At 74.3% G+C, this 21,936-nt stretch carries 21 protein-coding genes; 10 read left to right on the forward strand and 11 right to left on the reverse strand.

What is annotated here, in order from left to right; genetic code table 11:
* Positions 1–17: 17 nt before the first annotated feature.
* Together C1N80_RS00215 and C1N80_RS00220 are read right to left on the reverse strand one after the other, a co-directional pair.
* Positions 18–332, reverse strand: a complete 315-nt coding sequence (locus C1N80_RS00215) for a hypothetical protein (protein ID WP_137771579.1) — start codon at positions 330–332, stop codon at positions 18–20.
* Between the two features lie 47 nt (positions 333–379).
* Positions 380–2,626, reverse strand: coding sequence for a GNAT family N-acetyltransferase (locus C1N80_RS00220; RefSeq protein ID WP_137768918.1), 2,247 nt, complete (start codon positions 2,624–2,626; stop codon positions 380–382).
* A gap of 413 nt (positions 2,627–3,039) precedes the next feature.
* On the opposite strand from C1N80_RS00220, the gene C1N80_RS00225 reads away from it, so the two are divergent.
* On the forward strand, positions 3,040–3,981 hold the full coding sequence (locus C1N80_RS00225; protein ID WP_137768919.1) for a serine protein kinase RIO: 942 nt from the start codon (positions 3,040–3,042) through the stop codon (positions 3,979–3,981).
* Between the two features lie 6 nt (positions 3,982–3,987).
* On the opposite strand, the gene C1N80_RS15680 is transcribed toward C1N80_RS00225, so the two are convergent.
* From C1N80_RS15680 to C1N80_RS00235, 3 genes are all read right to left on the reverse strand, one after another.
* Positions 3,988–4,644, reverse strand: coding sequence for a phosphodiester glycosidase family protein (locus tag C1N80_RS15680; RefSeq protein ID WP_240811169.1), 657 nt, complete (start codon positions 4,642–4,644; stop codon positions 3,988–3,990).
* Positions 4,645–4,697: 53 nt separating this feature from the next.
* Positions 4,698–5,342, reverse strand: a complete 645-nt coding sequence (locus C1N80_RS15685) for a hypothetical protein (RefSeq protein WP_240811170.1) — start codon at positions 5,340–5,342, stop codon at positions 4,698–4,700.
* An 84-nt stretch (positions 5,343–5,426) separates the two neighbouring features.
* Positions 5,427–5,969, reverse strand: coding sequence for a TetR/AcrR family transcriptional regulator (locus tag C1N80_RS00235; RefSeq protein WP_240811171.1), 543 nt, complete (start codon positions 5,967–5,969; stop codon positions 5,427–5,429).
* A gap of 107 nt (positions 5,970–6,076) precedes the next feature.
* On the opposite strand from C1N80_RS00235, the gene C1N80_RS00240 reads away from it, so the two are divergent.
* Positions 6,077–7,591 carry an MFS transporter gene (locus tag C1N80_RS00240; RefSeq protein WP_137768921.1) on the forward strand — a complete coding sequence of 505 codons (1,515 nt, stop codon included), beginning with the start codon at positions 6,077–6,079 and terminating at the stop codon, positions 7,589–7,591.
* A gap of 3 nt (positions 7,592–7,594) precedes the next feature.
* Here the strand turns inward: C1N80_RS00240 and C1N80_RS00245 are convergent, their stop codons facing one another.
* Positions 7,595–8,170 carry a VOC family protein gene (locus C1N80_RS00245; protein WP_137768922.1) on the reverse strand — a complete coding sequence of 192 codons (576 nt, stop codon included), beginning with the start codon at positions 8,168–8,170 and terminating at the stop codon, positions 7,595–7,597.
* An 80-nt stretch (positions 8,171–8,250) separates the two neighbouring features.
* Between C1N80_RS00245 and C1N80_RS00250 the strand changes: the two genes are divergently transcribed.
* Both C1N80_RS00250 and C1N80_RS00255 read left to right on the forward strand, forming a co-directional pair.
* Positions 8,251–9,129 carry a maleylpyruvate isomerase N-terminal domain-containing protein gene (locus C1N80_RS00250; RefSeq protein WP_137768923.1) on the forward strand — a complete coding sequence of 293 codons (879 nt, stop codon included), beginning with the start codon at positions 8,251–8,253 and terminating at the stop codon, positions 9,127–9,129.
* 7 nt (positions 9,130–9,136) lie between these two features.
* Positions 9,137–9,859 carry a GNAT family N-acetyltransferase gene (locus C1N80_RS00255; RefSeq protein WP_137768924.1) on the forward strand — a complete coding sequence of 241 codons (723 nt, stop codon included), beginning with the start codon at positions 9,137–9,139 and terminating at the stop codon, positions 9,857–9,859.
* Here C1N80_RS00255 and C1N80_RS00260 read toward each other — a convergent pair.
* The 4 genes from C1N80_RS00260 to C1N80_RS00275 form a co-directional block, all read right to left on the reverse strand.
* A complete protein-coding gene (locus tag C1N80_RS00260) occupies positions 9,842–10,324 on the reverse strand; it encodes a DUF1992 domain-containing protein (protein WP_137768925.1) in 483 nt (160 codons plus the stop codon). The two genes, C1N80_RS00255 and C1N80_RS00260, sit on opposite strands and share 18 nt — an antisense overlap.
* Positions 10,321–10,752 carry an ElyC/SanA/YdcF family protein gene (locus tag C1N80_RS00265; RefSeq protein ID WP_240811172.1) on the reverse strand — a complete coding sequence of 144 codons (432 nt, stop codon included), beginning with the start codon at positions 10,750–10,752 and terminating at the stop codon, positions 10,321–10,323. Before C1N80_RS00265 ends, C1N80_RS00260 begins: the two co-directional genes overlap by 4 nt.
* A 193-nt stretch (positions 10,753–10,945) precedes the next feature.
* Positions 10,946–11,395 (reverse strand): SRPBCC family protein, encoded by a 450-nt coding sequence (locus C1N80_RS00270; protein ID WP_137768927.1) that lies wholly within the window; start codon positions 11,393–11,395, stop codon positions 10,946–10,948.
* 4 nt (positions 11,396–11,399) lie between these two features.
* Positions 11,400–12,440, reverse strand: coding sequence for a GNAT family N-acetyltransferase (locus tag C1N80_RS00275; protein WP_137768928.1), 1,041 nt, complete (start codon positions 12,438–12,440; stop codon positions 11,400–11,402).
* A gap of 149 nt (positions 12,441–12,589) precedes the next feature.
* On the opposite strand from C1N80_RS00275, the gene C1N80_RS00280 reads away from it, so the two are divergent.
* Both C1N80_RS00280 and C1N80_RS00285 read left to right on the forward strand, forming a co-directional pair.
* Positions 12,590–13,657, forward strand: a complete 1,068-nt coding sequence (locus tag C1N80_RS00280; RefSeq protein WP_137768929.1) for a MerR family transcriptional regulator — start codon at positions 12,590–12,592, stop codon at positions 13,655–13,657.
* Positions 13,658–13,693: 36 nt separating this feature from the next.
* Positions 13,694–15,808, forward strand: a complete 2,115-nt coding sequence (locus tag C1N80_RS00285) for an NADPH-dependent 2,4-dienoyl-CoA reductase (protein WP_137768930.1) — start codon at positions 13,694–13,696, stop codon at positions 15,806–15,808.
* 4 nt (positions 15,809–15,812) lie between these two features.
* Here C1N80_RS00285 and C1N80_RS00290 read toward each other — a convergent pair whose 3' ends face one another.
* Positions 15,813–17,777, reverse strand: coding sequence for a penicillin-binding transpeptidase domain-containing protein (locus tag C1N80_RS00290; protein WP_137768931.1), 1,965 nt, complete (start codon positions 17,775–17,777; stop codon positions 15,813–15,815).
* 39 nt (positions 17,778–17,816) lie between these two features.
* Here C1N80_RS00290 and C1N80_RS00295 point away from each other — a divergent pair, with 39 nt between their 5' ends.
* The 4 genes from C1N80_RS00295 (at position 17,817) to C1N80_RS00310 (ending at position 21,931) form a co-directional block, all read left to right on the forward strand.
* Positions 17,817–18,731 (forward strand): PfkB family carbohydrate kinase, encoded by a 915-nt coding sequence (locus C1N80_RS00295; RefSeq protein ID WP_137768932.1) that lies wholly within the window; start codon positions 17,817–17,819, stop codon positions 18,729–18,731.
* Positions 18,732–18,799: 68 nt separating this feature from the next.
* Positions 18,800–19,336 (forward strand): glutathione peroxidase, encoded by a 537-nt coding sequence (locus C1N80_RS00300; RefSeq protein ID WP_137768933.1) that lies wholly within the window; start codon positions 18,800–18,802, stop codon positions 19,334–19,336.
* Positions 19,337–19,443: 107 nt separating this feature from the next.
* Positions 19,444–20,577, forward strand: coding sequence for an SPFH domain-containing protein (locus C1N80_RS00305; RefSeq protein ID WP_137768934.1), 1,134 nt, complete (start codon positions 19,444–19,446; stop codon positions 20,575–20,577).
* A gap of 244 nt (positions 20,578–20,821) precedes the next feature.
* Positions 20,822–21,931, forward strand: a complete 1,110-nt coding sequence (locus C1N80_RS00310) for a hypothetical protein (protein WP_137768935.1) — start codon at positions 20,822–20,824, stop codon at positions 21,929–21,931.
* The last annotated feature ends 5 nt before the right edge of the window (positions 21,932–21,936 follow it).

Genomic DNA, 21,936 nt, shown 5'->3' on the forward strand with positions numbered 1-21,936 from the left:
CGGAGGTCGCCGGCCGATCAGCGTCTCCCGGCTCCCACAGCCTGGGCGATGAGAACCCCCTGGAGCGGCAGTCGACCCAGGGCGACCGCGCGACGCAGCGGAGAGGCGTCACGGGAGTCCAGCGCCATCTGGACGTTCGCCGGGAACACGGCGACCAGCAGGGCCACCGCCGCCACACTGCCCCAGCCCCGGGTCCGGGGCGACATGAGCAGCCCTGCGACGACGAGCTCGGCACCGCCCGAGGCGAGGGTGTAGGACCGCGCGCGGCCGGGCAGCGCACGGGGCACGATCTGGTCGAACACGGACGGCGCGGCGAAGTGGAGGACGCCCATCCCCCCGAACAGGACGGCGAGGAGACGGCGATGGCGGTCGGGAGAGCTCACTCCGTGAAGGTATCGCGACTCCTCGCGCGCACCCAGGGCGTGGTGGTGGAGACTCGCGCGAGGCCGGAGCGCTCGAGGATGGGCTGGGAGAAGGGCGTCGAGTCGCTGTGGGCGAAGCGGAAGCCCTGCGCGAGGGCGGCGCGGGCGCGGGCGGCGGTGAGCGCGCGGTAGAGGCCGCGGCCACGGAACGCGGGCAGGGTCGCGCCGCCCCAGAGGCCCACGAAGTCCGTGCCGGGCACGGTGACGAGCCGCCCGGCGGAGACCATCTCGCCGTCGACCTCGGCGACCCAGAGCTGCGTGCCGTCCCCGGCCGCGACGGCCCCGACGAGGGCGTCGGCCCGGGCGGGGTCGACCTGCTGGCCGAAGGCGCGGTCGGTCATGGCGCTCACGGCGCGCACGTCCTCCGCCGCGAGCACGCGCCGCACGCGGGAGCCCGGAGCGAGCGGGACCTCGCCGGTGAGTCCGGTGAGCGGGCCGATCATGATCGCCTCGGTCTCCTCCGCCGCGAAGCCGTGGCCGGCGAGGGCCTCCTCGAGGCCGGGGACGTGGTCGTGCCCGCGGGTCTTCCACTCGATCTCGCCGGCGCCGGCCTCCCGCAGCCTCTCGACGGCGGCGCCGACGAGGGCGGGGAGGTCCGCCTCCCCCGCGAGCGTGCGGTAGGTGACGAAGCCTCCGCCGCCGGGATGCACGGCGAGGGTGAGCGGACCGAGCCGCGCGGACCACCCGGCGCCGAGCACCTCGGTGCCCTCGCGCAGCTGCGCGTCGTAGAGGGCGAGCAGCTGCGCGGGGGCGGTGTCAGGAGTGGTCACCCGGGCATCATGCCGTGCGGGAGAACAGATCGAAGAACTCTCGGCGAGGACGACCTCGACCTCGCCCGGCAGGTCGGAGACGAGCTCGAGCACGTGGCTGGGCGTCCAGCTCCAGGCGTTGATGAGCCCCGCGATGAACAGCGGCCCGGTCCCGCCGTGCTCCTCGATCTTCTTCCGCAGCGCCGCGCGGAACACGTCGACGCCGCCGGGCGGGTAGAACATGCCGATCAGCGGCACGGCGGCGTCGGGCTCGGAGATCGTCCCGGCCTCGTCGGTCTGCATGATGCCGCGCAGGGGCACGTCCCGGGCGTAGGCCTCGAGGACCCGGTCCGGCAGCACGAGCGGCGCCTCGCCGGGCTCGGGCGTCGAGTACGCGTAGACGACGTCGAGGCCGGTGCGCTCCTGGTACAGGCCGGAGAGCCGGGTGAAGACACCGAGCTCGTCCTGCGGCCAGGAGTCGCCGTAGGTGTAGCCGGCGCCGGAGGGCCCGCACACGAGCAGGTCGTCCTCGGTGGCGGTGCGCTGGAAGTGGTGGAGGATCGCGGGGCCGATGTCCTCGAGGAGCGGGGTGACGGTCCAGTTCAGGGGCACCTGGCCACGGTTCGGGTCGTCCCACAGCTCGCGCATGTGCCGCTGGCAGTACTGGATGTTGTCCCCCTCGCCCACGGTGAGGGTGACGTAGAACGCGGTCCTCGGGCCGGCGCTGCGAGGGCTTCGAGGGCTCCTCCTCGGCGGTGCCGGGGACGAAGGAGGCGAGGACCTCGCCGTCGGCGGTGATCTCGACGTGGTGCACGGCGCCGCCCCAGCCGTCGTCGGAGAACGAGTCGCCGACCTTGAGGAACAGGCCCCCTCGCCGCCGTGTCCGGTGAGGTCCAGGGTGTAGGTGTCGAGGTTGGAGGAGTCGGTGACGCGCTCGGTCTCCCGCAGCAGCTCGGTCCACCGGGCGCCCTCGACCGCGACGGTGTGGGTGGGCGGCAGGCCGACGAGGATCTTGTGGGTGCACTGCTCCCAGAGGTGGGCCATGGCCCAGTCGTGGATCGCGGCGGGATCGTCCTCGAAGCGGCCGCGGAGGTTCTCGACGATCTCGATCCCGTGGGTCTCCGCCTGCTCGGCGGTGGCGACGACGAGGCCCTGGAGGCCTGCGATGGTGGTCGCGAGGTTGATGGTGTGGGGGACGTCGATGTCGTGGACGACGGCGCCGCCGATCCGCTCGCGGTAGCGGTCCACGAGATCGAGCGGGTCCTTCTCGCGCAGGGTGCGCACGCCGAGGTCCTCGACCCAGGTCTCGTCGACCGGGTCGGCGATGAGGTACAGCTGGGGCTTCTCGCGGTTGGCGAGGCCCTGGAGGGTGATGAGCAGCAGACGGTCGAAGCCGTCGAGCTCGCGGAGGTCCGCGACGCGCACGGTGCCGGCGCCGCGGAAGCTCGGGAACACGTGGTCCTTGCGCCAGCGGACGCCGCGGCCGGGCCCGTCGGCCGGGGCGGCGGCGGAGGGCGGGAAGGGAGCGGGAGTGCGGGGCTGACGTCATCGTCGCCTCCTCCTGAGGGGAAATGGGATGTGGCTCCTGCGGGTCGGGCTGCGACGAACCCAACGATCAATTCCCACGAGGAAGGGGGATCCGCTGAATCGGTTGAGCCGCGTCCGTTCCGCCCGATCCCGCCGTAAACGATTATTCGCTCGACGGGGCCGACGGTCGCCGGCTACGGTGTGCGCAGTCGCCGCCCCGTGCGGGGCGCGCCCCGAGGAGAGGAGGACCCCATGGCTGTCACCGTGCTGACCCCTGCCGTCCTCCACCACCCCTCGACCCGCTGAGCTCCTGCGGGTCCCTCTCCCCGGGAGACACCCCCATGACCTCGTCCTTCGACTGGGACACCTTCTACTCCGCCTCGCTCGTCTCCTCCGGCCTCGCCGATCCCGACGAGTTCCCCTCCGTGCCCGACGAGCCCGGCCCCGACCAGCGCTGGTCCACGTGGCCGCAGACCGCCCACACGATGGATCGCGGCCCGCAGCCCTTCCCCGACTGGGTCGTGCAGCACGACGGCGCGATCGACACCGAGCTCGGCGTGCTCAAGACCGGCAAGGAGGCCGACGCCTTCCTGCTCGAGCGCGCCCTGCCCGAGCACCGGCGCACCGGCGCCCCCGGCGAGCGCGCGCTCTACGTCGCCAAGCGCTACCGCTCCGAGAAGCACTCCTCCTTCCATCGCACGGCGCAGTACACGGAGGGCCGGCGGGTGAAGGACTCGCGGGAGGCGCGCGCGATCGCCAAGGGCACCACCTTCGGCCGGGAGGCGGCCGCGGACCGCTGGGCGCGCGCCGAGTTCGACGTCCTCACCCGCCTGAGCGCCGCGGGCCTGCCCGTTCCGTACCCGGTGCAGGTGCAGGGCACGGAGCTGCTCATGGAGTTCGTGGGCACCGAGCACGCGACGGAAGGGACACCGGGCACGCCCACCGCCGGGGCGCGCCTGCACGAGGCCCGACCCGAGCCGGACCTCGCGGACCGCTGGGCGGCGCAGCTGCGGCGCGTCGTCGTCACGCTCGGCGAGGAGCTGGGCCTCGTCCACGGGGACCTCTCCCCCTACAACGTGCTCGTGGACCCCCGCAGCGGCGGGCAGGACCTCGTGGTGATCGACGTGCCACAGGTGCTGGACCTCGTGGCGAACCCGCACGGCGAGGAGTTCCTACGCCGGGACTGCCGCAACGTGTGCACCTGGCTCGGCGCCCACGGGGCGGATCCGCGCCTCGTGGACGCCGAGGAGTGGGTCACCGCGGCGCTGCCGCGGGCCCGCTGAGCCGGGTCAGCGCCCGCGGATCACGAGCGCGTCGCCCACCGCACGCTCCTGCCCGCCGGACGGTGTGCTCACGAGCTCGTCGCCCACGACCATCGTCGTGGAGCCGCCGCCGTCGAGGTTCACGGCGTCGACGAGGCCGAGGTCGAGCGCGAGATCCGCGGCCTCGGAGATGCTCATGCCCACCGACTCCGTCTGTCGGCCGTCGACGGTGACGAGCACGAGCCGCCCCCGGGCGTCGACGCCCGCGATCGTGCGCGGGTTGCGCTGGTGGACCCACCCGTAGAACTGGCCGGGGTTCGCGGGCAGCACCATGCCGTCGCGCGCGGCGGTGACCTCGCGTGAGCCGTCGGTGACGAGGTTCGGCCCGCCGCTGATCACCTGCGTGCTCGGCGTCATCGGCAGCCGCCGCCCGGAGGGGTCGGCGAGCTCGCTCGTGAGGTGCAGGCGGCGGGCGCCCTCGGCGAGCTCGCGCAGCCGCGCGACCTCGGCGCCGGTCGCCTGGACGGAGCGCTCGCCGCGGCCGAGCGCGGTGCCGCGGCGCTCGAGCACGTCGCGCACGCGGCCGTGGGTGTCGAGGACCACCTCGAGCCCCTCGCCCTCCGGGGTGCTCGCCCCGAACTCCTCGGTGAAGGCCACGAACTCGTCGGCGTCCGTGCAGGTCACGTCGTGCTGCGGGGCGCTCGTGGGGAGGTCGTCGGTGCCCCCGCAGTTGCGGATCAGCCCGGGGACCCGATCGATGCCGTCGAGATCGAGACCGCGCAGGTCTCCGTGCGCTCGAGGTCCGCCCCGAAGGTGGCATCGACCTCGCCGCGGAACCGCGCGGGGTCGACCGTGAGGACGTTCACGGCGACGAGCCCGCCGCCCTCCTCCGGCGCCGGGGCGTCGCCGTCCCAGCCCTCGTACCAGACGGAGGCCGGGTACCCGGCCTCGATCACGGCCCCGCGGGCGCGGGAGGCCTCCGCCTCGGTCGCGTAGGAGCCGACGCGGACGCGCTCGCCGAGGGGACCGCCGGCGTCCTCGAGCTCGTCGGCGCCGACCTCCTCGCTGCGGGCGTCGAGCCCGGCCCCGCGCAGTCGGTCGGTGGCCTCGGCGGCGATCGCCGCGCTCGAGACCGGGGAATCGGCGACCCCCTCCTCCCCCGAGGGGAGGGTCACCTGGAGGGTCCAGTCGTAGCGGGCCCCGGGGTCGCCGAGGGTGATCCGCTCGTGGGTCACTCCCCGGGCAAGGATGCTCACCTCGCCGTGGAGCGCATGGGGGCGCGGAGTCGGATCGGCGAGCGCGGCGGAGGGCAGGAGGAGGGCGGGGAGCAGGGCCGCGAGCATCGCGACCCGGCGCGGGGAGGTGGTCGAGGAGGGGGCCATGCGCCCCATCCTGCGGCCGCGACCGTCGGCAGGTCCGACGATCCCGGCAGGTCACCGAGAGATCATCGAAGCATCACCGGTCGTTCATGCGCGGCCCTCCCGCAGCCGCGCGACGACCGAGAGCAGGCCGTCGAGATCACGGGAGCCCGCGGCGGTGCCGTCGGGGACGCTCGATCCGCCGAGCACGGCGTTGTAGTACAGCCCGTCACCGATGAGCATGATCGCCTCGGCGGCGGCGGGGTCGCCCACCTCCTCGAGGATCAGGGCGAGCCAGCTCGCGCGGACGTCGGCGAAGGCGCGGCGGACGGGGGCGTCCTCGGTCCAGGAGAGCCGGGAGGCCGCGACGAGCGTGCGGTCGAAGGCGGTGTCCTCCCAGACGGAGGAGCGCACGTAGTAGGCGGAGGGGCCGTCGGGCGCGCTGGCCATGAGCTCGAGGTCCGCGGCGGCGAGGTCGCGCAGGCGGCCGGCGAGGCCGTCGAAGAGCGCGGTCTTCGACGGGAAGTGGTAGAGCAGGCCGCCCTTGGAGACGCCGGCGCGGGCGGCGACGGCGTCGAGGGTCGCGGCGCGCTCGCCGTCGTCGATGAGCAGCCCCTCGAGGGCGTCGAGCAGATCTTCACGGGCGGACATGACGAGCACCATAGGCGCTCACGCTTTACTGTACCGTCTGGACGGTTTAGCGTGAGCGGGTCGCCGGCCGTGGCGGCACCCCCGATCCGCTCCGAGGAGGCGAGACCATGTCGACCCACGTCCCCACCACCGCCGTGACCACCGCGCGGAGCCGCTGGGCCGCCCTCGTGGTGCTCGTGCTCCCGGTGCTGCTGATCTCGGTGGACAACACCGTGCTCTCCTTCGCGCTGCCCGCGCTCTCCACCGCCCTGCAGCCCAGCGGCGCGCAGCTGCTGTGGATCGTGGACATCTACCCGCTGCTGCTCGCCGGCCTGCTGGTCCCCATGGGCTCCCTCGGCGACCGCCTGGGGCGGCGCCGCCTGCTGCTCATCGGAGCGGCCGGCTTCGCGCTCGTCTCCGCCGTCGCGGCCTTCGCCCCGAGCGCCGGCGTGCTCATCGCCCTGCGGGCCGGGATGGGCGTCTTCGGCGCGATGCTCATGCCGGCGACGCTCTCGCTGATCCGCAACATCTTCACGGACGCCGAGGAGCGCCGGCTCGCGATCGCGATCTGGGCGGCCGGCTTCTCCGGCGGCTCCGCGCTGGGACCGATCATCGGCGGCCTCCTGCTCGAGCACTTCTGGTGGGGCTCCGTGTTCCTGCTCGCCCTGCCGATGCTCGTCCCGCTCCTCGTGCTCGCCCCGAGGCTCGTGCCCGAGTCCCGCGACCCGCGACCGGGCCCCGTGGATCCCGCCTCGATCGTGCTGGTCATGGCCACGATGATCCCGCTCGTGTGGGCGATCAAGACCTTCGCCCACGACGGCGTGACGGTGGGCGTGGTGCTCGCCGCGGGCCTCGGCCTGCTGAGCGGTCTCGCCTTCGTGCGCCGCCAGCTGGTGCGCCGCGACCCGATGCTCGACGTGCGCCTGTTCGCGGTCCCCGCCTTCAGCGCCTCGATCGCCGCGAACCTGCTCAGCGTGTTCTCGCTCGTGGGGTTCCTGTACTTCGTCGCCCAGCACCTGCAGCTGGTCTCCGGCCGTTCCCCGGTGCAGGCCGGCCTGCTGCTCCTGCCCGGGCTCGTGCTCACCGTGCTCATGGGCCTGCTCGTGGTGCGCCTCGTGCGGCGGGTGCGGCCCGCCCACGCCATGGCGGTGGGCCTCGTGCTGAACGCCGTCGGCTACGCGGTGATCCTCACCGGCGGCCGCGCCGGATCCGACGCCGCCCTCGTCGCCGCGTTCATGATCCTCGGCGCGGGCGTGGGCATGGCGGAGACGATCTCCAACGACCTCATCCTCTCCGCGGTCCCCGCGCAGAAGGCCGGCGCGGCCTCGGCGATCTCGGAGACCGCCTACGAGACCGGCGCCGTGCTCGGCACCGCGGTGCTCGGCAGCATCCTCAACGCCGCCTACCGCGCCCACGTCGAGCTGCCGGAGGGCCTCACCGCCGCGCAGTCCGCCGCCGCCGGGGAGACCCTGGGCGGGGCGACCTCCGTCGCCGCCCAGCTCCCCGCGGGCGTCGGCGAAGCGCTGCTCGACTCCGCCCGCCACGCCTTCGACTCGGGCGTGACGATCACGGCGAGCGTGGGCCTCGTGCTCATGCTCGCCGCCGCCGGGATCGTGCTGCTCACGCTCCGCCCCCGGGCCTGAGCCTCAGCTCCCCGGCGCGGGGGCGGGCAGCAGGCACAGCACGTTGCCGGAGGGGTCCTCGAAGACCCGCCACGGCAGCGTGGGATCCTCCGTCACCTCGCGGCCGCCGCGGCGCACCAGCTCCGCGGCGGCCGCGTCCGGCTCCTCCCCCGGCGCGAGCCGCATGTCGAGGTGCGCCCGGTTCTTGAGCGGCCCCGCGGGCGCGGACTCCGGCACGAGCCGCAGCAGCGGGCCCTCGCCGGAGGGGTGGCGGAGCCCGCCAGCCTCCGGCTCCCAGGCCGAGAGCCAGGTCCAGAAGGCGAGGTCACGGGGGACGTCCGCGCTCTCGAGACGGATCTCCTCGAGCCGCTCCCGCCCCTGCTCCCCCGGGCCCAGCACCAGGTGCAGCCGCTCGGGCTCCTCCTCCGCCTCCGGCACGGCGATCACGCACAGGTCCAGGAAGGCCTCCCCGGGCAGATGGATCCGGGTCTCGACACCCTCGGGCAGCGTGGTGAGCCGCTCGGTGCCCAGCCGCTCCTCCCATGCCGGCCCGGTGACGAGCGGCTCCACGGCGTCGATGACCACGTTCTCCAGATGCATGGCCCCAGTCTCGACGCCCCGCTCCGCCCTGTCGTCCCATTTCGGTTGTGGGGCCCTCCCTGTCGTGCTTGGCTCAGCCCATGACACCCTCACCGTCCCCCGCCGCCCTCCCCGATCCTCTCGCCCTCATCGACGCGGAGGCCGGCCGCTCCTCCTCCGTCCTCGCGGCGACCGACCCCGCCGCCCCCGTCCCCACCTGCCCGGACTGGACCGCCCTGGACCTGCTGTGGCACGTCACCGAGGTCCACGAGTTCTGGGCGTCCGTGCTCGCCACAGAGGCCCGCACCGACGAGGACGCCGAGAAGGCCGACGGCATGAAGGACCCCCGGCCCGAGGGCGAGGACGCCCGCGAGCACCTCGTCGATCGGCGCGCCCGGGCCACCGCCTCGCTGCTCGCCCAGCTCGAGAAGCGTCCCGACGACCAGGCCGCATGGTCGTGGTTCCCCGCCGATCAGAGCGTGGGCTTCACCCGGCGGATGCAGGTGCACGAGGCGACCATGCACCGCGTCGACGCCGAGCTGACGGCCGGCGCCGAGACCCTCTCCCCGATCTCGGAGGAGGTCGCGACCGACGGTCTCGACCACGCCGTGGCGGTGATGTTCGCGGCGGGCCACGACTGGATCCCCGAGTGGGCGGAGCTCTCCCCGCTCGCCCTGCTGCGCCTGCTGCCCGAGGGCGGGGAGGCGCTGGACGTCGAGATCGCGCACTGGACCGGGACCCGTCCCCGCGACGGGCAGGAGTTCGACCAGCTCGTCGCGCGGCCGCTCCCGGAGGACGCCGACCCCGACGCCCTCCCCTTCGCGCAGGCGGAGGGCACCGCGCTCGCGATCTACCTGTGGCTGTGGGGCCGCTCGCCGGCCCTGGACCGCCTGCCCGGCGGCGCCCAGCAGGTGGACCTCTCCGGGGACGAGGACGCCGTGCCCCACGTCATCGACGTGCTCGCCCAGGGCATGGACTGAGGGGGCGATGTTCTCGCCCCTCGTCCACGCGCAGTGGATCCCGGAGGACTCCCGCGGCGCGGCGTCGGACCGGGTGGCGGTCACCGTCGACCCCACCCTCTCGGAGCGGAGGTCGGTGTCGCTGCTGCATCCCGAGGACGGCCCGTCGCTGCTCTCGCTCTCCTCCGCGCGATCGGACCAGCTCGGCCTCGAGAGCGGCGAGGACGTCGAGCCCCGGGAGCTCCGGACCCGGCTCCAGGGGCACGGGATCACCCTCAACGACCCGGACGTGCTGTTCTTCCTGCCCCTCGAGGAGCAGGCGGCGCTGCGCGCCGAAGGGCCCGATCCCCGCACCCGCGAGCTGACCGCCGCGGACGCCCCGCTGTTCGAGGAGTTCACCCGCGCGGCCCCGGAGGACGATCTCGACGAGGCGTTCGTCGAGCTCGATCACTGGCTCGTCGTCGGCACCCTCGTGGAGGGGCGGCTCGCGAGCGCCTCGAGCATGTACCCCTGGGGGGAGACCCGCTTCGCGGACCTCGGCGTCATCACGCTGCCGGAGCAGCGGGGCCGGGGGCTGGGCCGCGTCACGGTGCGGGGCGTCAGCATCGCGGCCCTCGATCGCGGCGACGAGCCGCAGTACCGGTGCCAGGTCGAGAACACGTCCTCGATCGCCCTCGCGGAGTCCGCCGGGTTCCGGCGGCTGGGAACCTGGGAGATCATCGACGCGGAGCGGTCACGCCCGATCGCCTGAGCTCCCGCCGAGCAGGCGGCGCCACCACGGTCGACGCCGTCCCGTGGGCTCTGCGACCGGCGCCGGAACCACCGGCTCCTCCCGCTCCGCGCGCAGCTCGCGCCAGCGCTCGACGGCGGCGTCGGCCGGCATCTCGGGGGCGAGCATGCGGGCCATCGGGCTCGCGGCGCGATCCTCGCGCACACGCCGCGTGAAGTCGTCCGCGTACTCGCGCACGGACTGCTCGTCGGGCAGCTCGCGGAGGGTGTCGTCGCGCTGCTCGTGCTCGCGGCGCAGCAGGACGACAACGGGCAGGAGCGCGTCGCGGTCGACGTCCTCCTCGTCGAGGCGCTGCTTGATCCACCAGTCCGGATCATGCGTGCTCGGCAGCTTCAGCGGCTTGCCGGCACCGGGGAGGTCGTCGAAGTCGCCGCGGGCGATCGCCTGCTCGATCTCGCCCTGGGCCCTGGCCTCCTCGCGGTTCATGCCCTCCAGGATCCCAGCATGCGTGCGCGGCGCAAGCCCTCGATGCCGATCACGGCCTCCGCGGGGCGCAGCCACCAGCCCTCGAGCGGGCGGGAGCGGTCCGCGGGGGCGAGGTGCGCGGCAAGGTCGGGGCGCAGGCGGCGCAGGAACTCCTGAGCGCGCAGCTCGTGCAGCGGGTCCGAGGCGAGGACGATGCGGTCCGCGCCTTCGAAGAAGGGCACGGACAGGCGCACGTTGTCCTCGGTGGAGCGGCTCTCGGTCTCGAGGGCGAGGGCGCCCCGGTAGCCGAGCGGTCCGCGCAGGTGCGCGGCCATGAGCTCGGCCTCGGGGACGGTGGAGCGCACGGCGCCGCCGCTGAGCACGAGCAACGAGGAGGCGGCGCGGGGGTGGCGGGAGCGGAGCCCCCGCTCGAGCCGGCGCCGGTTCACGCCGTTGAGCTCACCGGGCGCGTTGCCGTAGCCGAGTACGACGACGACCTCCCGTCGCGGCGCCGCCGGGCCGGGCGACGCCGCAGCGCGGACGGCGCGGGTCGCCTGCAGGGCCGCGGCGCCGGAGAGCGCGAGCAGCCCCGCGGCGGTCGCGGCGGTGACGAGCAGCGCCCGCCGGAGACCGCTCAGCGGGTCACCGTCCCTCGACGAGGGCGGCGAGGCGGTCCACGGAGGCCTGCAGGTTCGCGCTCGTGGTGGCGCGGGCCTTGACGATCCGCGCCTCGTCCTCGAGCGCGGTCCAGTCGTAGGTGTGGGTGACGCGGGTGCGGCCGTCGCCGAGGTCCACCAGGTCCCAGCGCCACTCGTGGCCCGGGGTGGGCTCGCCCTCCGGGGCGGGCCTCCAGGCGATCGAGCGGCCCTCCTCGAAGACGGTCACATGGTTCTCGCGCACGGAGCCCTTGGTGAGGGTCATGCGGAACACCTCGCCCGCCGCGCGGACCCGCTGGCCCTCCGCGGCGGAACCGAGGTTGTCGTTGCCGTCCCAGCGGGGCTGCTGGGCAGGATCGGCGATGAGCTCGAAGATCACCGCGGCGGGCGCGGCGACCTCGGCGGAGGCGGTGACGATGCGGGGCTGGTCGGTCATGGCCTCATCCTTCCACCCGCCCCTGATACCCGACCTCGCGGAGGGCGACCTCGTAGCCGAGCTGCTCGTTGATCGCGATCATCCACGGGTTCACGTGCGAGTTGAAGGTGATCAGGCGCCGCACGTGCGGGGCGCGGGCGGCGAGCTCGCGGTGCGTGGCGACCTTCAGCGCGAGTCCCAGGCGGTGCCCGCGATGATCGGGCATGACCAGAGTGTTCTCCTGCCAGCCGAGGGTCGCCTCCTCCCCCTGCTTGAGGTGGATGACGGAGTTCCCGGCGACGGTGCCGTCCGGGGCGATCGCGACGGACTGGTACTGGAGGATGCCCTGCTCCGCGCGGCGGCGCTCCGACGTGCGGATCCGCTCGGGCGTGTACTCCGGGGCCTCGTACTCGAGGTCCTCGTCGGGGTCGTCGAGGTCGAGCTGGCGCAGCAGCGCCCCGTAGGAGACGAGGTGCTCCTCGGGCACCGGGTCCTCCCAGATCTCGATGCGGTAGTCGGCGAGCTTCTCCTCCGCCAGCGCCCGGAGCTCGTCGAGCATCCCCGCATCCAGCGGCAGCGTGAGCGCACGGCACACGCCGATGTTCCTGCGCGACACCCCGAGCCGGGCGGCGATGCGGTTCGCGGGCAGGGACGGCTCGTCCGGGTCGCCGTCGGCCCCGATCTCGCCCCAGGCGTCGACGAGCGGTCGGCCGGACTCACGGATCGCCGGCAGGAGCGCCTCCTCGACGAGGGCGGTGCCGATCCCCCGGCCGCGGAAGGCGGGGTGCACGGCGCAGCCCACGGAGATCATCTCGAGGTTGTCCTGGAGCGGCTCGAAGGTGCCGGCGCGGCCCACGAGCTGCTCGCCGCCCTCGATCGTCTCCGCGATCGCGACCCAGCGGCGCGAGCGGTGGTAGGGGGTGTCCTCGAGGGTGCTGCGGCGCTGCGCGAGCGTGAAGGGCTGCACGCCGCCGAAGGCGTCGAGGTCGAGCGCCTCGTCGAGGGCGTTGTACTGGATGAGCTCGGCGTCGGAGGAGAGGTCCAGGGGGCGGATCGTCACGTGCATGACGGCAGTCGACCACGGCCTGACCGGCGGCGTCGACGGATTTTCCGCGACCTGCTTGACTCTGCCCCGGGGGCAGTCCCGAGCGTCGTGGGTGCCGGGATCGCCCCGGTGCCCGAGGGATCGGGCGAGGACGACCGACAGGAGACGGCGTGGACCAGGAGCCCCTGCTGAGCATCGGCGAGCTGTCCGCCGCGAGCGGGCTGAGCGCGAAGGCGCTGCGGCTGTACGACGAGTCCGGACTGCTGCCCCCGCGGCGGGTGGACCCCTTCTCGGGGTACCGCTCCTACGGCGCCGACCAGGTGCCGCGGGCCCGCCGCATCGCCGCCCTGCGCGGCGTGGGCATGGGCCTGGCCCGGATCGGGGTGCTGCTGGACCTCGAGCCGGCGGCCGCCGCCTGGGAGCTGCGCTCCTGGTGGCGGCAGGAGCAGGCCGACTCCCTCTCCCGCGCCGCCGCCGTCGGCCTCCTCGTCCGCGATCTCTGGGAGCTCCCCGAGGAGACCGCCATGACCGACGACCCCACCCTGATCGCCGCCTCCACCCTGCACCGCGGGCACGTGCGGCCCGCCCAGCAGGACGCCGTCCTGCACACCGAGCTCGGCCCCGGCACCCTGCTGCTCGCCGTGGCCGACGGCTTCGGCGCGGAGGACGCGCTCTCCGCCCGGATCCTCGCGGCGCTCGAGGCCGCCGTCGGCGACGCGCTCGCCGCCGGGGCGGATCCGACGGCCGCGCTCGAGGAGGCGTGGACGGCGGCCGAGGCGCTCGTCCCCCCGGGCGACGAGTCCGGCTCGACCCTCACGGCGGCCCTCCTCACGGGCGGCCGCCTGCACGTGGCCCATGCGGGCGACGGGCGGGCGCTGCTCGTGCACGGCGACCGGGTCGACCCGGTGACCCAGGACCACACGCAGGTGCGCTCGCTCGTCGCCGCCGGGCGCCTCACCGCGGAGGAGGCCGAGGGCCACCCCCAGCGGGCGGTGCTCAACCGTGCCCTCGCCGCGGGCGCGACCACCGCGCCCGACCTGCTCATCCGCCGCATCGAGCCCGGGGACCTGGTGGCGCTGCTCTCCGACGGGGTCCATGCGGTGCTCGACCCGGCGCGGCTCGCGAGCCTGCTGACCGGCGCCGATGCGCCGGAGGTCCTCGCCGCGCGGATCGTCGAGGAGACCCTCGAGGCGGGGGCGCCGGACAACCTCGCGCTGGCCCTCGCGCGCGTCGGCTGACACGAGGGGGCGGGCGGGCCTGCGACAATGCTCCACATGGCCAGCCCGCACCCCTCTGCCGCAGCGTCGCGGTACCGGACCCTGCTCTCCCCGCTCGACCTCGGTCCCCTGACCCTGCGCAACAGGATCGTCATGGGGTCCATGCACACGGGGCTCGAGGATCATCCCGGGGACGCCGGCCGCCTCGCCGCCTTCCTCGGCGAGCGCGCCCGCGGCGGCGCGGGCCTCATCGTCACCGGCGGCTTCTCCCCCAACCGCTCGGGCCGTCTGAGCCTGGACGGCGCGCAGGCGAGCGAGCACCTGCTGCGCCGCCACACCCGCATCACGCAGGAGGTCCACGAGGCCGACGGCCGCATCGTGCTGCAGCTCCTGCACGCGGGCCGCTACGCCGCCCAGCCGCTCGCGGCCTCCGCGACCGCGGGCCGCTCCCCGCTCTCCCCCTTCCGCTCGCGCCGTCTCACGCGCCGCGGCGTGTCCCGCACGATCGAGCAGTTCGCGACCTCCGCCCGGCGGGCCGTCGAGGCCGGCTACGACGGCGTCGAGATCATGGGCTCCGAGGGCTACCTGCTGAACCAGTTCCTCGCCCCGGCGACGAACCGCCGCCGGGACCGCTGGGGCCGCGGCGCGGAGGGCCGGCGGGCGCTGCCGCTCGCGGTCGCCGCCGCCGTGCGCGAGGCGATCGGGCCGGACGCCCTGCTCACCTATCGCCTCTCGCTCGTGGACCTCGTGCCCGGCGGGCAGACCTGGGACGAGACGATCGTGCTGGCCCGCGGCCTGCAGGAGCGCGGCGTGGACGTGCTCTCGAGCGGGATCGGCTGGCACGAGGCGCGCGTGCCCACGATCGTCACCTCCGTGCCGCGGGGCGCCTTCGTGCCGCTCACCGCGCAGCTGCGGCGTGAGGTGGACCTGCCGGTCATCGCCTCGAACCGGCTGCACGACCCGGACCTCGCGGAGTCCGTGGTCGCCCGCGGCGACGCGGACCTCGTCTCGATGGCGCGGCCGCTGCTCGCGGACCCGCACCTCCCCCGCAAGCTCGCCGAGGGCCGCTCGGGGCAGATCGTCGCGTGCATCGCGTGCAACCAGTCCTGCCTGGACAAGGTGTTCGACCACCAGCGGGCGAGCTGCCTGGTGAACCCCCGGGCCGCCCACGAGACGGAGCTCGTGCTCACCCCGGTGGTCCAGCGCCGCGCCCGGAGGGTCGCCGTCGTCGGCGCCGGTCCGGCCGGCCTCGAGGCGGCCCTCGCGGCCGCCGAGCGCGGGCACGTCGTCACCCTCTTCGAGGCCTCGCAGGAGATCGGCGGGCAGCTGCGGCTCGCCGCCCGCATCCCCGGCAAGGAGGACTACGCCCTCGCGCTGCGCTCGTGGCGGATGCGGCTCGCGGCGGCCGGGGTGGGGATACGCCTCGGCACCCGGCCCTCCGCGGAGGACCTCCAGGAGTTCCACGACGTCATCGTCGCGACGGGCGTGACGCCGCGGCTCGTGGACCTGCCCGGCTTCGCCCCGCAGGCCGAGGCGCCCGCGGCGGGACCGCAGGTCGTCACCTACCAGGACCTGCTCGAGGAGCGCGCGGTCGCCGGGGAGCGGGTCGCGATCATCGGCGCGGGCGGGATCGGCGTGGACGTCGCCGAGTACCTCACGAGTCCCATCCCCTCGGCGACGCTCGACGCCGCGACCTGGCGCGAGCACTGGGGCGTGCTGGACCCCTCGGCGCACCGCGGCGGGGTCGCCGCGCGTCGGACGCCGCCCGAGGCCCCGGCGGATCCGCCGACGGACGGCCGCCGCGCCCGCGAGGTGCACCTGCTGCAGCGCAAGGAGACGAAGATCGGCGCGGGCCTGGGCCGCACGACCGGCTGGGTGCACCGCGCCGAGCTGCGCCGCGCCGGCGTCGTCCAGCACACGGGCGTCGCCTACGAGCGGATCGACGAGCAGGGCCTGCACCTGTTCGAGGACGGCGAGGAGCGGGTGCTCGACGTGGACACGGTCGTGCTGTGCACGGGCCAGGAGAGCGTCACCGGTCTCGCCGCCGAGCTGCTCGAGGCGCGCAGCGGCCGCCTGCCGCGCGTGCACGTGATCGGCGGGGCCGACGTCGCCGCCGAGCTCGACGCGCAGCGGGCGATCCGTCAGGCCGTCGAGGTCGCCGCGGCGCTCTGAGCGCTCACTCGAGGCCCGCGGACTGCGCGGCCTCGAGCACCTGGCGCACGAGCGGCCCGGCGGTCGTCGCGCCGTAGCCGCCGTCCTCGACGAAGGCGCAGACCACGACGTCGCCCTGGGCGGCGACGACCCACGAGTGGAGCTTCGCCTCTCCGTTCTCGTCGGTCCACTCGGCGGTGCCGGTCTTGCCGATGACCTCGCCGCCCGAGAGGTCCCCGAGCTGGCTCGTGAGCGTGCCGTCGGTGACGGTCCGCGCGAGCATGGTGCTCATGTCGCTCGTCTCCTGCTCGGTGAGCGGGGTGGGGACGTCGGTCGTGGCGTCGTCGTCCATGAGGATGCGCGGGTGGACGGTGCTGCCGGAGCTGATGCTCGCGAGCGCGGTCGCCATGGCGAGCGGGGAGGCGAGCACCCTGCCCTGGCCGATGAGGTCCGCGGTGTGCTCGGAGCCGGTGTCCTCCGGGTCCACGGAGCCCATGAACGCGTCGAGGCCCTCGGGGGCGTCCTGGCCGATGCCGAGGGTGGTCGCGGCGTCGACGAGGGCGTCCTGGGAGACGTTCCCGGACTGCAGCACCATCGCCGTGTTGCACGAGTGGGCGATCGCCTCGGCGAGGCTCATCGAGCCCACCAGGGAGCTCTCGAAGGAGTCCGCGTTCTTGTAGGAGCGGCCGTCGACGCTCGCCGTGGCGGGGCAGTCGACCTGCGTGTCCGGGGTGTCGCCGGTGCGGAGCAGGGCGAGGGCGGTCGCCATCTTGAAGGTCGAGCCGGGGGCGTACTGCCCGACGAGGCCGACGGGGTAGGACTGTCCGCTCGGGCCGAGGCCCGTGGCGAGGACCTGCCCGGTCGAGGCGCTCATGGCGATGACGGCGCTCGGCGAGTCCTGTCCGGCGACGGCCGCGGTCGCCGCCTCCTGGAGGTCCGGATCCAGGGTGATCTGGACATCGGTGCCGTCGGTCGGCTCGCTCTCCTCGACGACCTCGCTCGAGCCGTTGACCCCGCGGGCGATGATCTGCAGCCCCTCGGTCCCGACGATCTGGTCGCGGCGGGCGGCCGTCACCCCACCGGAGGAGATGAGCTCGCCCTCGACGATCTCGCCGCCCGACTCCTCCGCGTCCGTCGCGGTCGCCTCGCGGAAGGTGCCGAGCACCCCGGGGGCGTAGCTGCGGTCCGCGGCGAGCGGGAGCGTGCCCTCGACCGCGCTGTAGCCGGGGAGGGCGGCGGCCTTGTCGAGCGGGTACTGGCCCTTCGCGGAGGCACGGATCGTGAGCGCGGGGACGATGCTCGCCGTCTCCCCGGCGTCCTGCGCGTCCTTGACCTTCTGCTCGTAGGAGTCCGCGTCGATGCCGAGCAGGCCCGCGAGCTCCCGCGCGGTCCCGGCGGCGTCCTCGTTCCCGGCGATCCGGGACAGGTCGAGCCCCACGTCGATGACGTCCGTGGGCGCGACCAGGGCGTTCCCCTCCCGGTCGGTGACGGAGCCGGAGGTGCCGCGGGTGATCTCGACGTCGAGGGAGCCGGAGTCGTCGTCGAGCCCCGGGTACACGACGTTCGGGAGCATCGTCGCGGACCACGTGCCGTCGTCGCCGGAGAAGGTCGCCGTGGTCTCGTACGTCCAGGTGCCCATCGGCTCGGGCAGGTCCCAGGTCCAGGTGTACGTCGCGGTGCGGTCGCCGTCCTCCACCTCGCCGGCATCGGTGAGCGCGACGGTGGGCTCGACGCCGGTCGCGGCGACGACGGACGCGGTCACGTGCTCCCGGATCGCGGCCGCCTCCCCGGCGGTGCTCCCGGTGAGCGGGACCCCGGAGAAGTCCCCGCTGTCCAGCGCCTCCGCGAAGGCCTCCGCCTCCGCCCGGCCGCCGTCCGCCCGGGCCCGCCACACAAGCAGCCCGCCCACGACGAGGGCGATCACCGCGAGGGCGGCGACGCCGACGATCCAGGAAGCACGAGGGCGGGAGCGGCGAGCTGAGGTGGCCATGCCTCCATCGTCCACCATCCCCGCCCCTAGACTCGCCCCATGCCCCGCGTGCTCCACACCTCCCAGGCGCTCGTCGACATGGTGGTCGAGGTGCCCTCGCTGCCCGTGCGCGGCGACAACGTCAACGCCCGCTCGGAGGAGCGCTACGCAGGAGGGGCCGCGACGATCCTCGTGGCCGCCGCGCGCACCGGGGCGGAGGCCGTGCACGGCGGCGCCCACGGCACCGGCCCCAACGGCGACCTCATCCGCGAGGTGCTCACCGAGGCGGGGGTGACGCTCGCGGACTCCCCGCGGGGGGACGACGACTCCGGCTATTGCGTGGTGCTCGTCGAGCCCACCGCGGAGCGCTCCTTCGTCACCGTCTACGGGGCGGAGCGGCAGGTCACCGCCGAGTCCTTCGCGAGGCTCGACCCGCGGCCCGGGGACCTGCTGTGCATCTCCGGCTACTCGCTGTTCGAGCCCACGCGCGATCCGCTGCTCGCGCTCCTGGAGTCCCTGCCCGAGGGGGTCGAGGTGGTGCTGGACCCGGGCGAGCCCTTCGCCTCCTTCCCCATGGAGCTGCAGGACCGGGTGCTCGCGCGCACCACCGTGTGGACCTCGAACGCGGCGGAGGCCCGGGCGATCACGGGCCTCGACGACCTCGAGGACACCCCGGAGGCGCTGCGGCGCCGGATCGGTCCGGGCACCGTCGTCGTGGTGCGGGACGGCGACCGCGGCTGCACGGTCTTCCACCACGGCCGGGGCACGTTCATCCCCGCCTTCCCGCAGAAGGCGGTGGACACCAACGGCGCCGGGGACACGCACACCGGCACGATGCTCGCCGAGCGCGCGCTCGGCGCGGACTGGGAGTCCGCGGCGACCCGGGCGAACGCGGCGGCGGCGATCGCGGTGACCCGCTGGGGGCCGCAGTCCGCCCCCACCCGGGCCGAGGTCGACGCCTTCCTGGACGACTGACCACCCCGCCGGGCGTCCCGCGCCCCTAGGATGGGTGGTCGCGACCACAGCAGGCAGGAGGCCCGTCGATGACGAAGCTCGACGCATCGGACGCTTCCGCACCCCTCCCCGGCGGGGACCGCACCCTCCACGACTTCTCCGCCCGAACGATCCGCGGGGACGTGCAGGACCTCTCCGACTACGAGGGCCAGGTGCTGCTCGTCGTCAACACCGCGACCCAGTGCACCTTCACGCCCCAGCTCGAGGGCCTGCAGTCCCTCCAGCGCCAGTTCGGCGACCGCGGCTTCACGGTGCTCGGCTTCCCGTCGGACCAGTTCCACCAGGACCCGGGGACCGACGAGGACACCGAGCAGGTGTGCACCTCGAGCTACGAGACGACCTTCCCGCTGTTCGCGAAGACCGACGTCAACGGGCCGGGCGCCCCGGAGATGTGGGCCTGGCTGCGCGCTCAGAAGGCCGGCGTGCTGGGCGGCCGCATCGCCTGGAACTTCACCAAGTTCCTCGTGGGCGCCGACGGTCACGTGCTGCGCCGCTACGCCCCGCCGGTGCCGCCGGCGCGGATCGCGCGCCGCATCGAGGTGGAGCTGCAGCGGCTCGGCCGCTGACGCGGACTCTCACCGTTCCCCGGATCCCCTCCCTTCGTCGGCCCCCTGGAACAGGGACCATTCGGTAGCGTGGCTCACATCGACCACCTCCTGGAAAGGGGAACCCCATGGAAGGCGTCGTCGCCGTCCTCATCGTCCTCGTCGTCGTCGTCGTGGTGCTTGCGATCCTCGGAGCGCTGCTCTTCGGCGGGTTGCGCACCTCGATCATGTTCACCGTGCACACGCAAGAGAACGTCATCGTCGAGCGCTTCGGCAAGTTCCGTCGTGTCGCGCGACCGGGCCTGAACTTCAAGGCCCCGTTCGTGGACAGCACCACCCGGCCGATCTCCCTGCGCATCCAGCAGCTCGAGGTGAACATCGAGTCCAAGACCAAGGACAACGTGTTCGTCACCGTGCCGGTGGCCGTGCAGTACGTGATCAAGGAGGAGCAGGTCGTCGACGCGTACTACCGCCTCTCCAACCCGGAGAACCAGATCCGCTCCTACGTGTTCGACACGGTGCGCTCGGCGCTGTCCGGCCTCGAGCTCGACGAGGCCTTCGAGTCCAAGGACGACATCGCCCGCAGCGTCGAGAACACGCTCTCGGTGCGCATGCAGGAGTTCGGCTTCAACATCGTCAACACGCTCGTCCAGGACATCTCCCCGGACGCCCGCGTGCGCGACTCGATGAACTCGATCAACGCCGCCCAGCGCGACCGCGTGGCCGCGCAGTCCCTCGCGGAGGCGGACAAGATCAAGCGCGTCACCCAGGCGGAGGCCGAGGCCGAGTCCAAGCGCCTGCAGGGTGAGGGCGTCGCCGCCCAGCGCAAGGCGATCGCGCTCGGCATCGCGGAGCAGTACGAGATGCTGCGCAAGGTGGGCATCGAGTCCTCCGCGGAGCAGCTGCTGCTCATGACCCAGTACTTCGACACCATGCAGGACGTGGCCCGCAACGGCCGCTCGAACGTGCTGTACCTGCCCTCGAACCCGGGCGCCGTGGGCTCCATGGGCGACGAGATCCGCTCCGCCATGCTGCAGGCGCAGGCCGCGCACCAGGCGAACGAGGACGGCGAGCAGGCTGATGCCCAGCAGCGCCGCACCGCGGACGCCCAGCGCGCCGAGCGCCAGCGCCGCATCAGCGCCCAGCAGGCCCGCGACGCGCAGGCCGAGGCCGAGCGCCGTGCCCAGCAGGCCGCGCAGCAGGCGGCCGACGGGCAGGTCCCGCCGTGGGCCCGCCCGGGCAGCGCGGACCCGCAGGGCTGATCCGACCGTCAGCGCCCCGCCCCGCCCCCACATCGTCCTGGTCTGCGTGGGCCAGATGCGCGGTGACGCCTGGGGCGGGGCGGGTGCGCACTGGGCGGGCACGACCTCGCCGCCCGGCCCGAGCACGCGGAGGAGCACGCTCGACTCATAGCGGATCCGGGGGCCCGTCGGCCCCGACGGAGGTCGGGTCCGCTCCCACCCCCGGACGGACGCCTGGCGCGGCCCGCCGACGTGGAATGGGTCCATGACCTCCTCCGACGCTGACACCTCCCCCTCCCCCGCGCCCGCACCAGCACCAGCACCAGCACCCGAGGACGGCTACGCCGTCGAGAAGCGGGTCGCGCGCACCGTCGCCGCGACCCTGGGCTGGTGGGCGCACGGCGCCGTGCGGCTGCTGCTCGCGCTCGTGCTGCTCTACTACGGCGGCACGAAGCTCGTGCTGGGCCAGTTCGGGCTCTCCGACTCGGGGGACGCGCTCATCAGCCAGGGCGAGATGAGCCCCATGGGCCTGCTGTGGCGGATGGTCGCGTTCTCCCCGCTGTTCCAGCTCCTCGCGGGGGTCGCGGAGTGCGGGGCGGGGCTCGCGCTGCTGTGGCGCCGCTCGGTACCCTTCGGCGCGGTGGTCGGGGCGGGGTCGATGGCGCTCGTGCTCGTCCTGAACCTGGGCTACGACGTCATGGTGAAGACACCCTCGCTGATCTACCTGGTGATGTCGCTCGTGGTGCTCGTCCCGTGGATGCCGCGCCTGTTCAGCGCGTTCTTCCGGCGCGGGGAGATCCCGCGGGGCCCGCTGCCCACGCTCATCCCGTGGCGGCCGGTCGCCCGGGTCACGGACGTGCTCGGTCCGATCGCCGCCGTGGCGATCGCGGCGCTCGTGATCTGGGGGTCGACCCAGCTGTACCCGCCGCGCAGCAGCGACGACTCCGTGCCCGCAGGCGTGTGGGCCGTGCAGGAGGACACCGCGCAGCCCGCCGCGCAGCTCGGTGAGGACCGTCGCTGGGCGCGCATCGCCTTCGGCGACACGGTCTACGGCGAGGACTCCCCCGTGCAGCTCCGCCTCGCGGACGGCACGCTCCTCACCGGCACCTACCGTCGCAGCGGTGAGGGCACGGTCGAGCTCGCGCTCCAGGACCTGCGGGAGGAGGGGCAGCCGGTGAGGGAGTACCTCGACGTCCTGCCCCAGGAGCTGACGCTCACGATCGAGGAGCAGCCCGGCGGCACCCTGCACGTCACGGGCGACGGGGTGGACGGCGGGGACGTGGACCTCGTGCTCGCCCCGGACCCCTCCGGATCCACGCTGTACGAGCGCGGCTTCAGCTGGTCGGTCCGGCCCGACGACCCGTTCAACCGCTGAGCGTC

The sequence above is a fragment of the Brachybacterium sp. SGAir0954 genome (assembly GCF_005490785.1).
Taxonomy (GTDB): Bacteria; Actinomycetota; Actinomycetes; order Actinomycetales; family Dermabacteraceae; genus Brachybacterium; species Brachybacterium rhamnosum.

Bases quoted from the DNA above. Each gene is read 5' to 3' on its own strand.
- C1N80_RS00215 (WP_137771579.1), bottom strand. From the start codon at position 332: ATGGGCGTCCTCCACTTCGCCGCGCCGTCCGTGTTCGACCAGATCGTG.
- C1N80_RS00225 (WP_137768919.1), top strand. From the start codon at position 3,040: ATGACCTCGTCCTTCGACTGGGACACCTTCTACTCCGCCTCGCTCGTC.
- C1N80_RS15685 (WP_240811170.1), bottom strand. From the start codon at position 5,342: ATGGCCCCCTCCTCGACCACCTCCCCGCGCCGGGTCGCGATGCTCGCG.
- C1N80_RS00235 (WP_240811171.1), bottom strand. From the start codon at position 5,969: ATGTCCGCCCGTGAAGATCTGCTCGACGCCCTCGAGGGGCTGCTCATC.
- C1N80_RS00240 (WP_137768921.1), top strand. From the start codon at position 6,077: ATGTCGACCCACGTCCCCACCACCGCCGTGACCACCGCGCGGAGCCGC.
- C1N80_RS00245 (WP_137768922.1), bottom strand. From the start codon at position 8,170: ATGCATCTGGAGAACGTGGTCATCGACGCCGTGGAGCCGCTCGTCACC.
- C1N80_RS00250 (WP_137768923.1), top strand. From the start codon at position 8,251: ATGACACCCTCACCGTCCCCCGCCGCCCTCCCCGATCCTCTCGCCCTC.
- C1N80_RS00255 (WP_137768924.1), top strand. From the start codon at position 9,137: ATGTTCTCGCCCCTCGTCCACGCGCAGTGGATCCCGGAGGACTCCCGC.
- C1N80_RS00260 (WP_137768925.1), bottom strand. From the start codon at position 10,324: ATGAACCGCGAGGAGGCCAGGGCCCAGGGCGAGATCGAGCAGGCGATC.
- C1N80_RS00270 (WP_137768927.1), bottom strand. From the start codon at position 11,395: ATGACCGACCAGCCCCGCATCGTCACCGCCTCCGCCGAGGTCGCCGCG.
- C1N80_RS00275 (WP_137768928.1), bottom strand. From the start codon at position 12,440: ATGCACGTGACGATCCGCCCCCTGGACCTCTCCTCCGACGCCGAGCTC.
- C1N80_RS00285 (WP_137768930.1), top strand. From the start codon at position 13,694: ATGGCCAGCCCGCACCCCTCTGCCGCAGCGTCGCGGTACCGGACCCTG.
- C1N80_RS00290 (WP_137768931.1), bottom strand. From the start codon at position 17,777: ATGGCCACCTCAGCTCGCCGCTCCCGCCCTCGTGCTTCCTGGATCGTC.
- C1N80_RS00295 (WP_137768932.1), top strand. From the start codon at position 17,817: ATGCCCCGCGTGCTCCACACCTCCCAGGCGCTCGTCGACATGGTGGTC.
- C1N80_RS00300 (WP_137768933.1), top strand. From the start codon at position 18,800: ATGACGAAGCTCGACGCATCGGACGCTTCCGCACCCCTCCCCGGCGGG.
- C1N80_RS00305 (WP_137768934.1), top strand. From the start codon at position 19,444: ATGGAAGGCGTCGTCGCCGTCCTCATCGTCCTCGTCGTCGTCGTCGTG.
- C1N80_RS00310 (WP_137768935.1), top strand. From the start codon at position 20,822: ATGACCTCCTCCGACGCTGACACCTCCCCCTCCCCCGCGCCCGCACCA.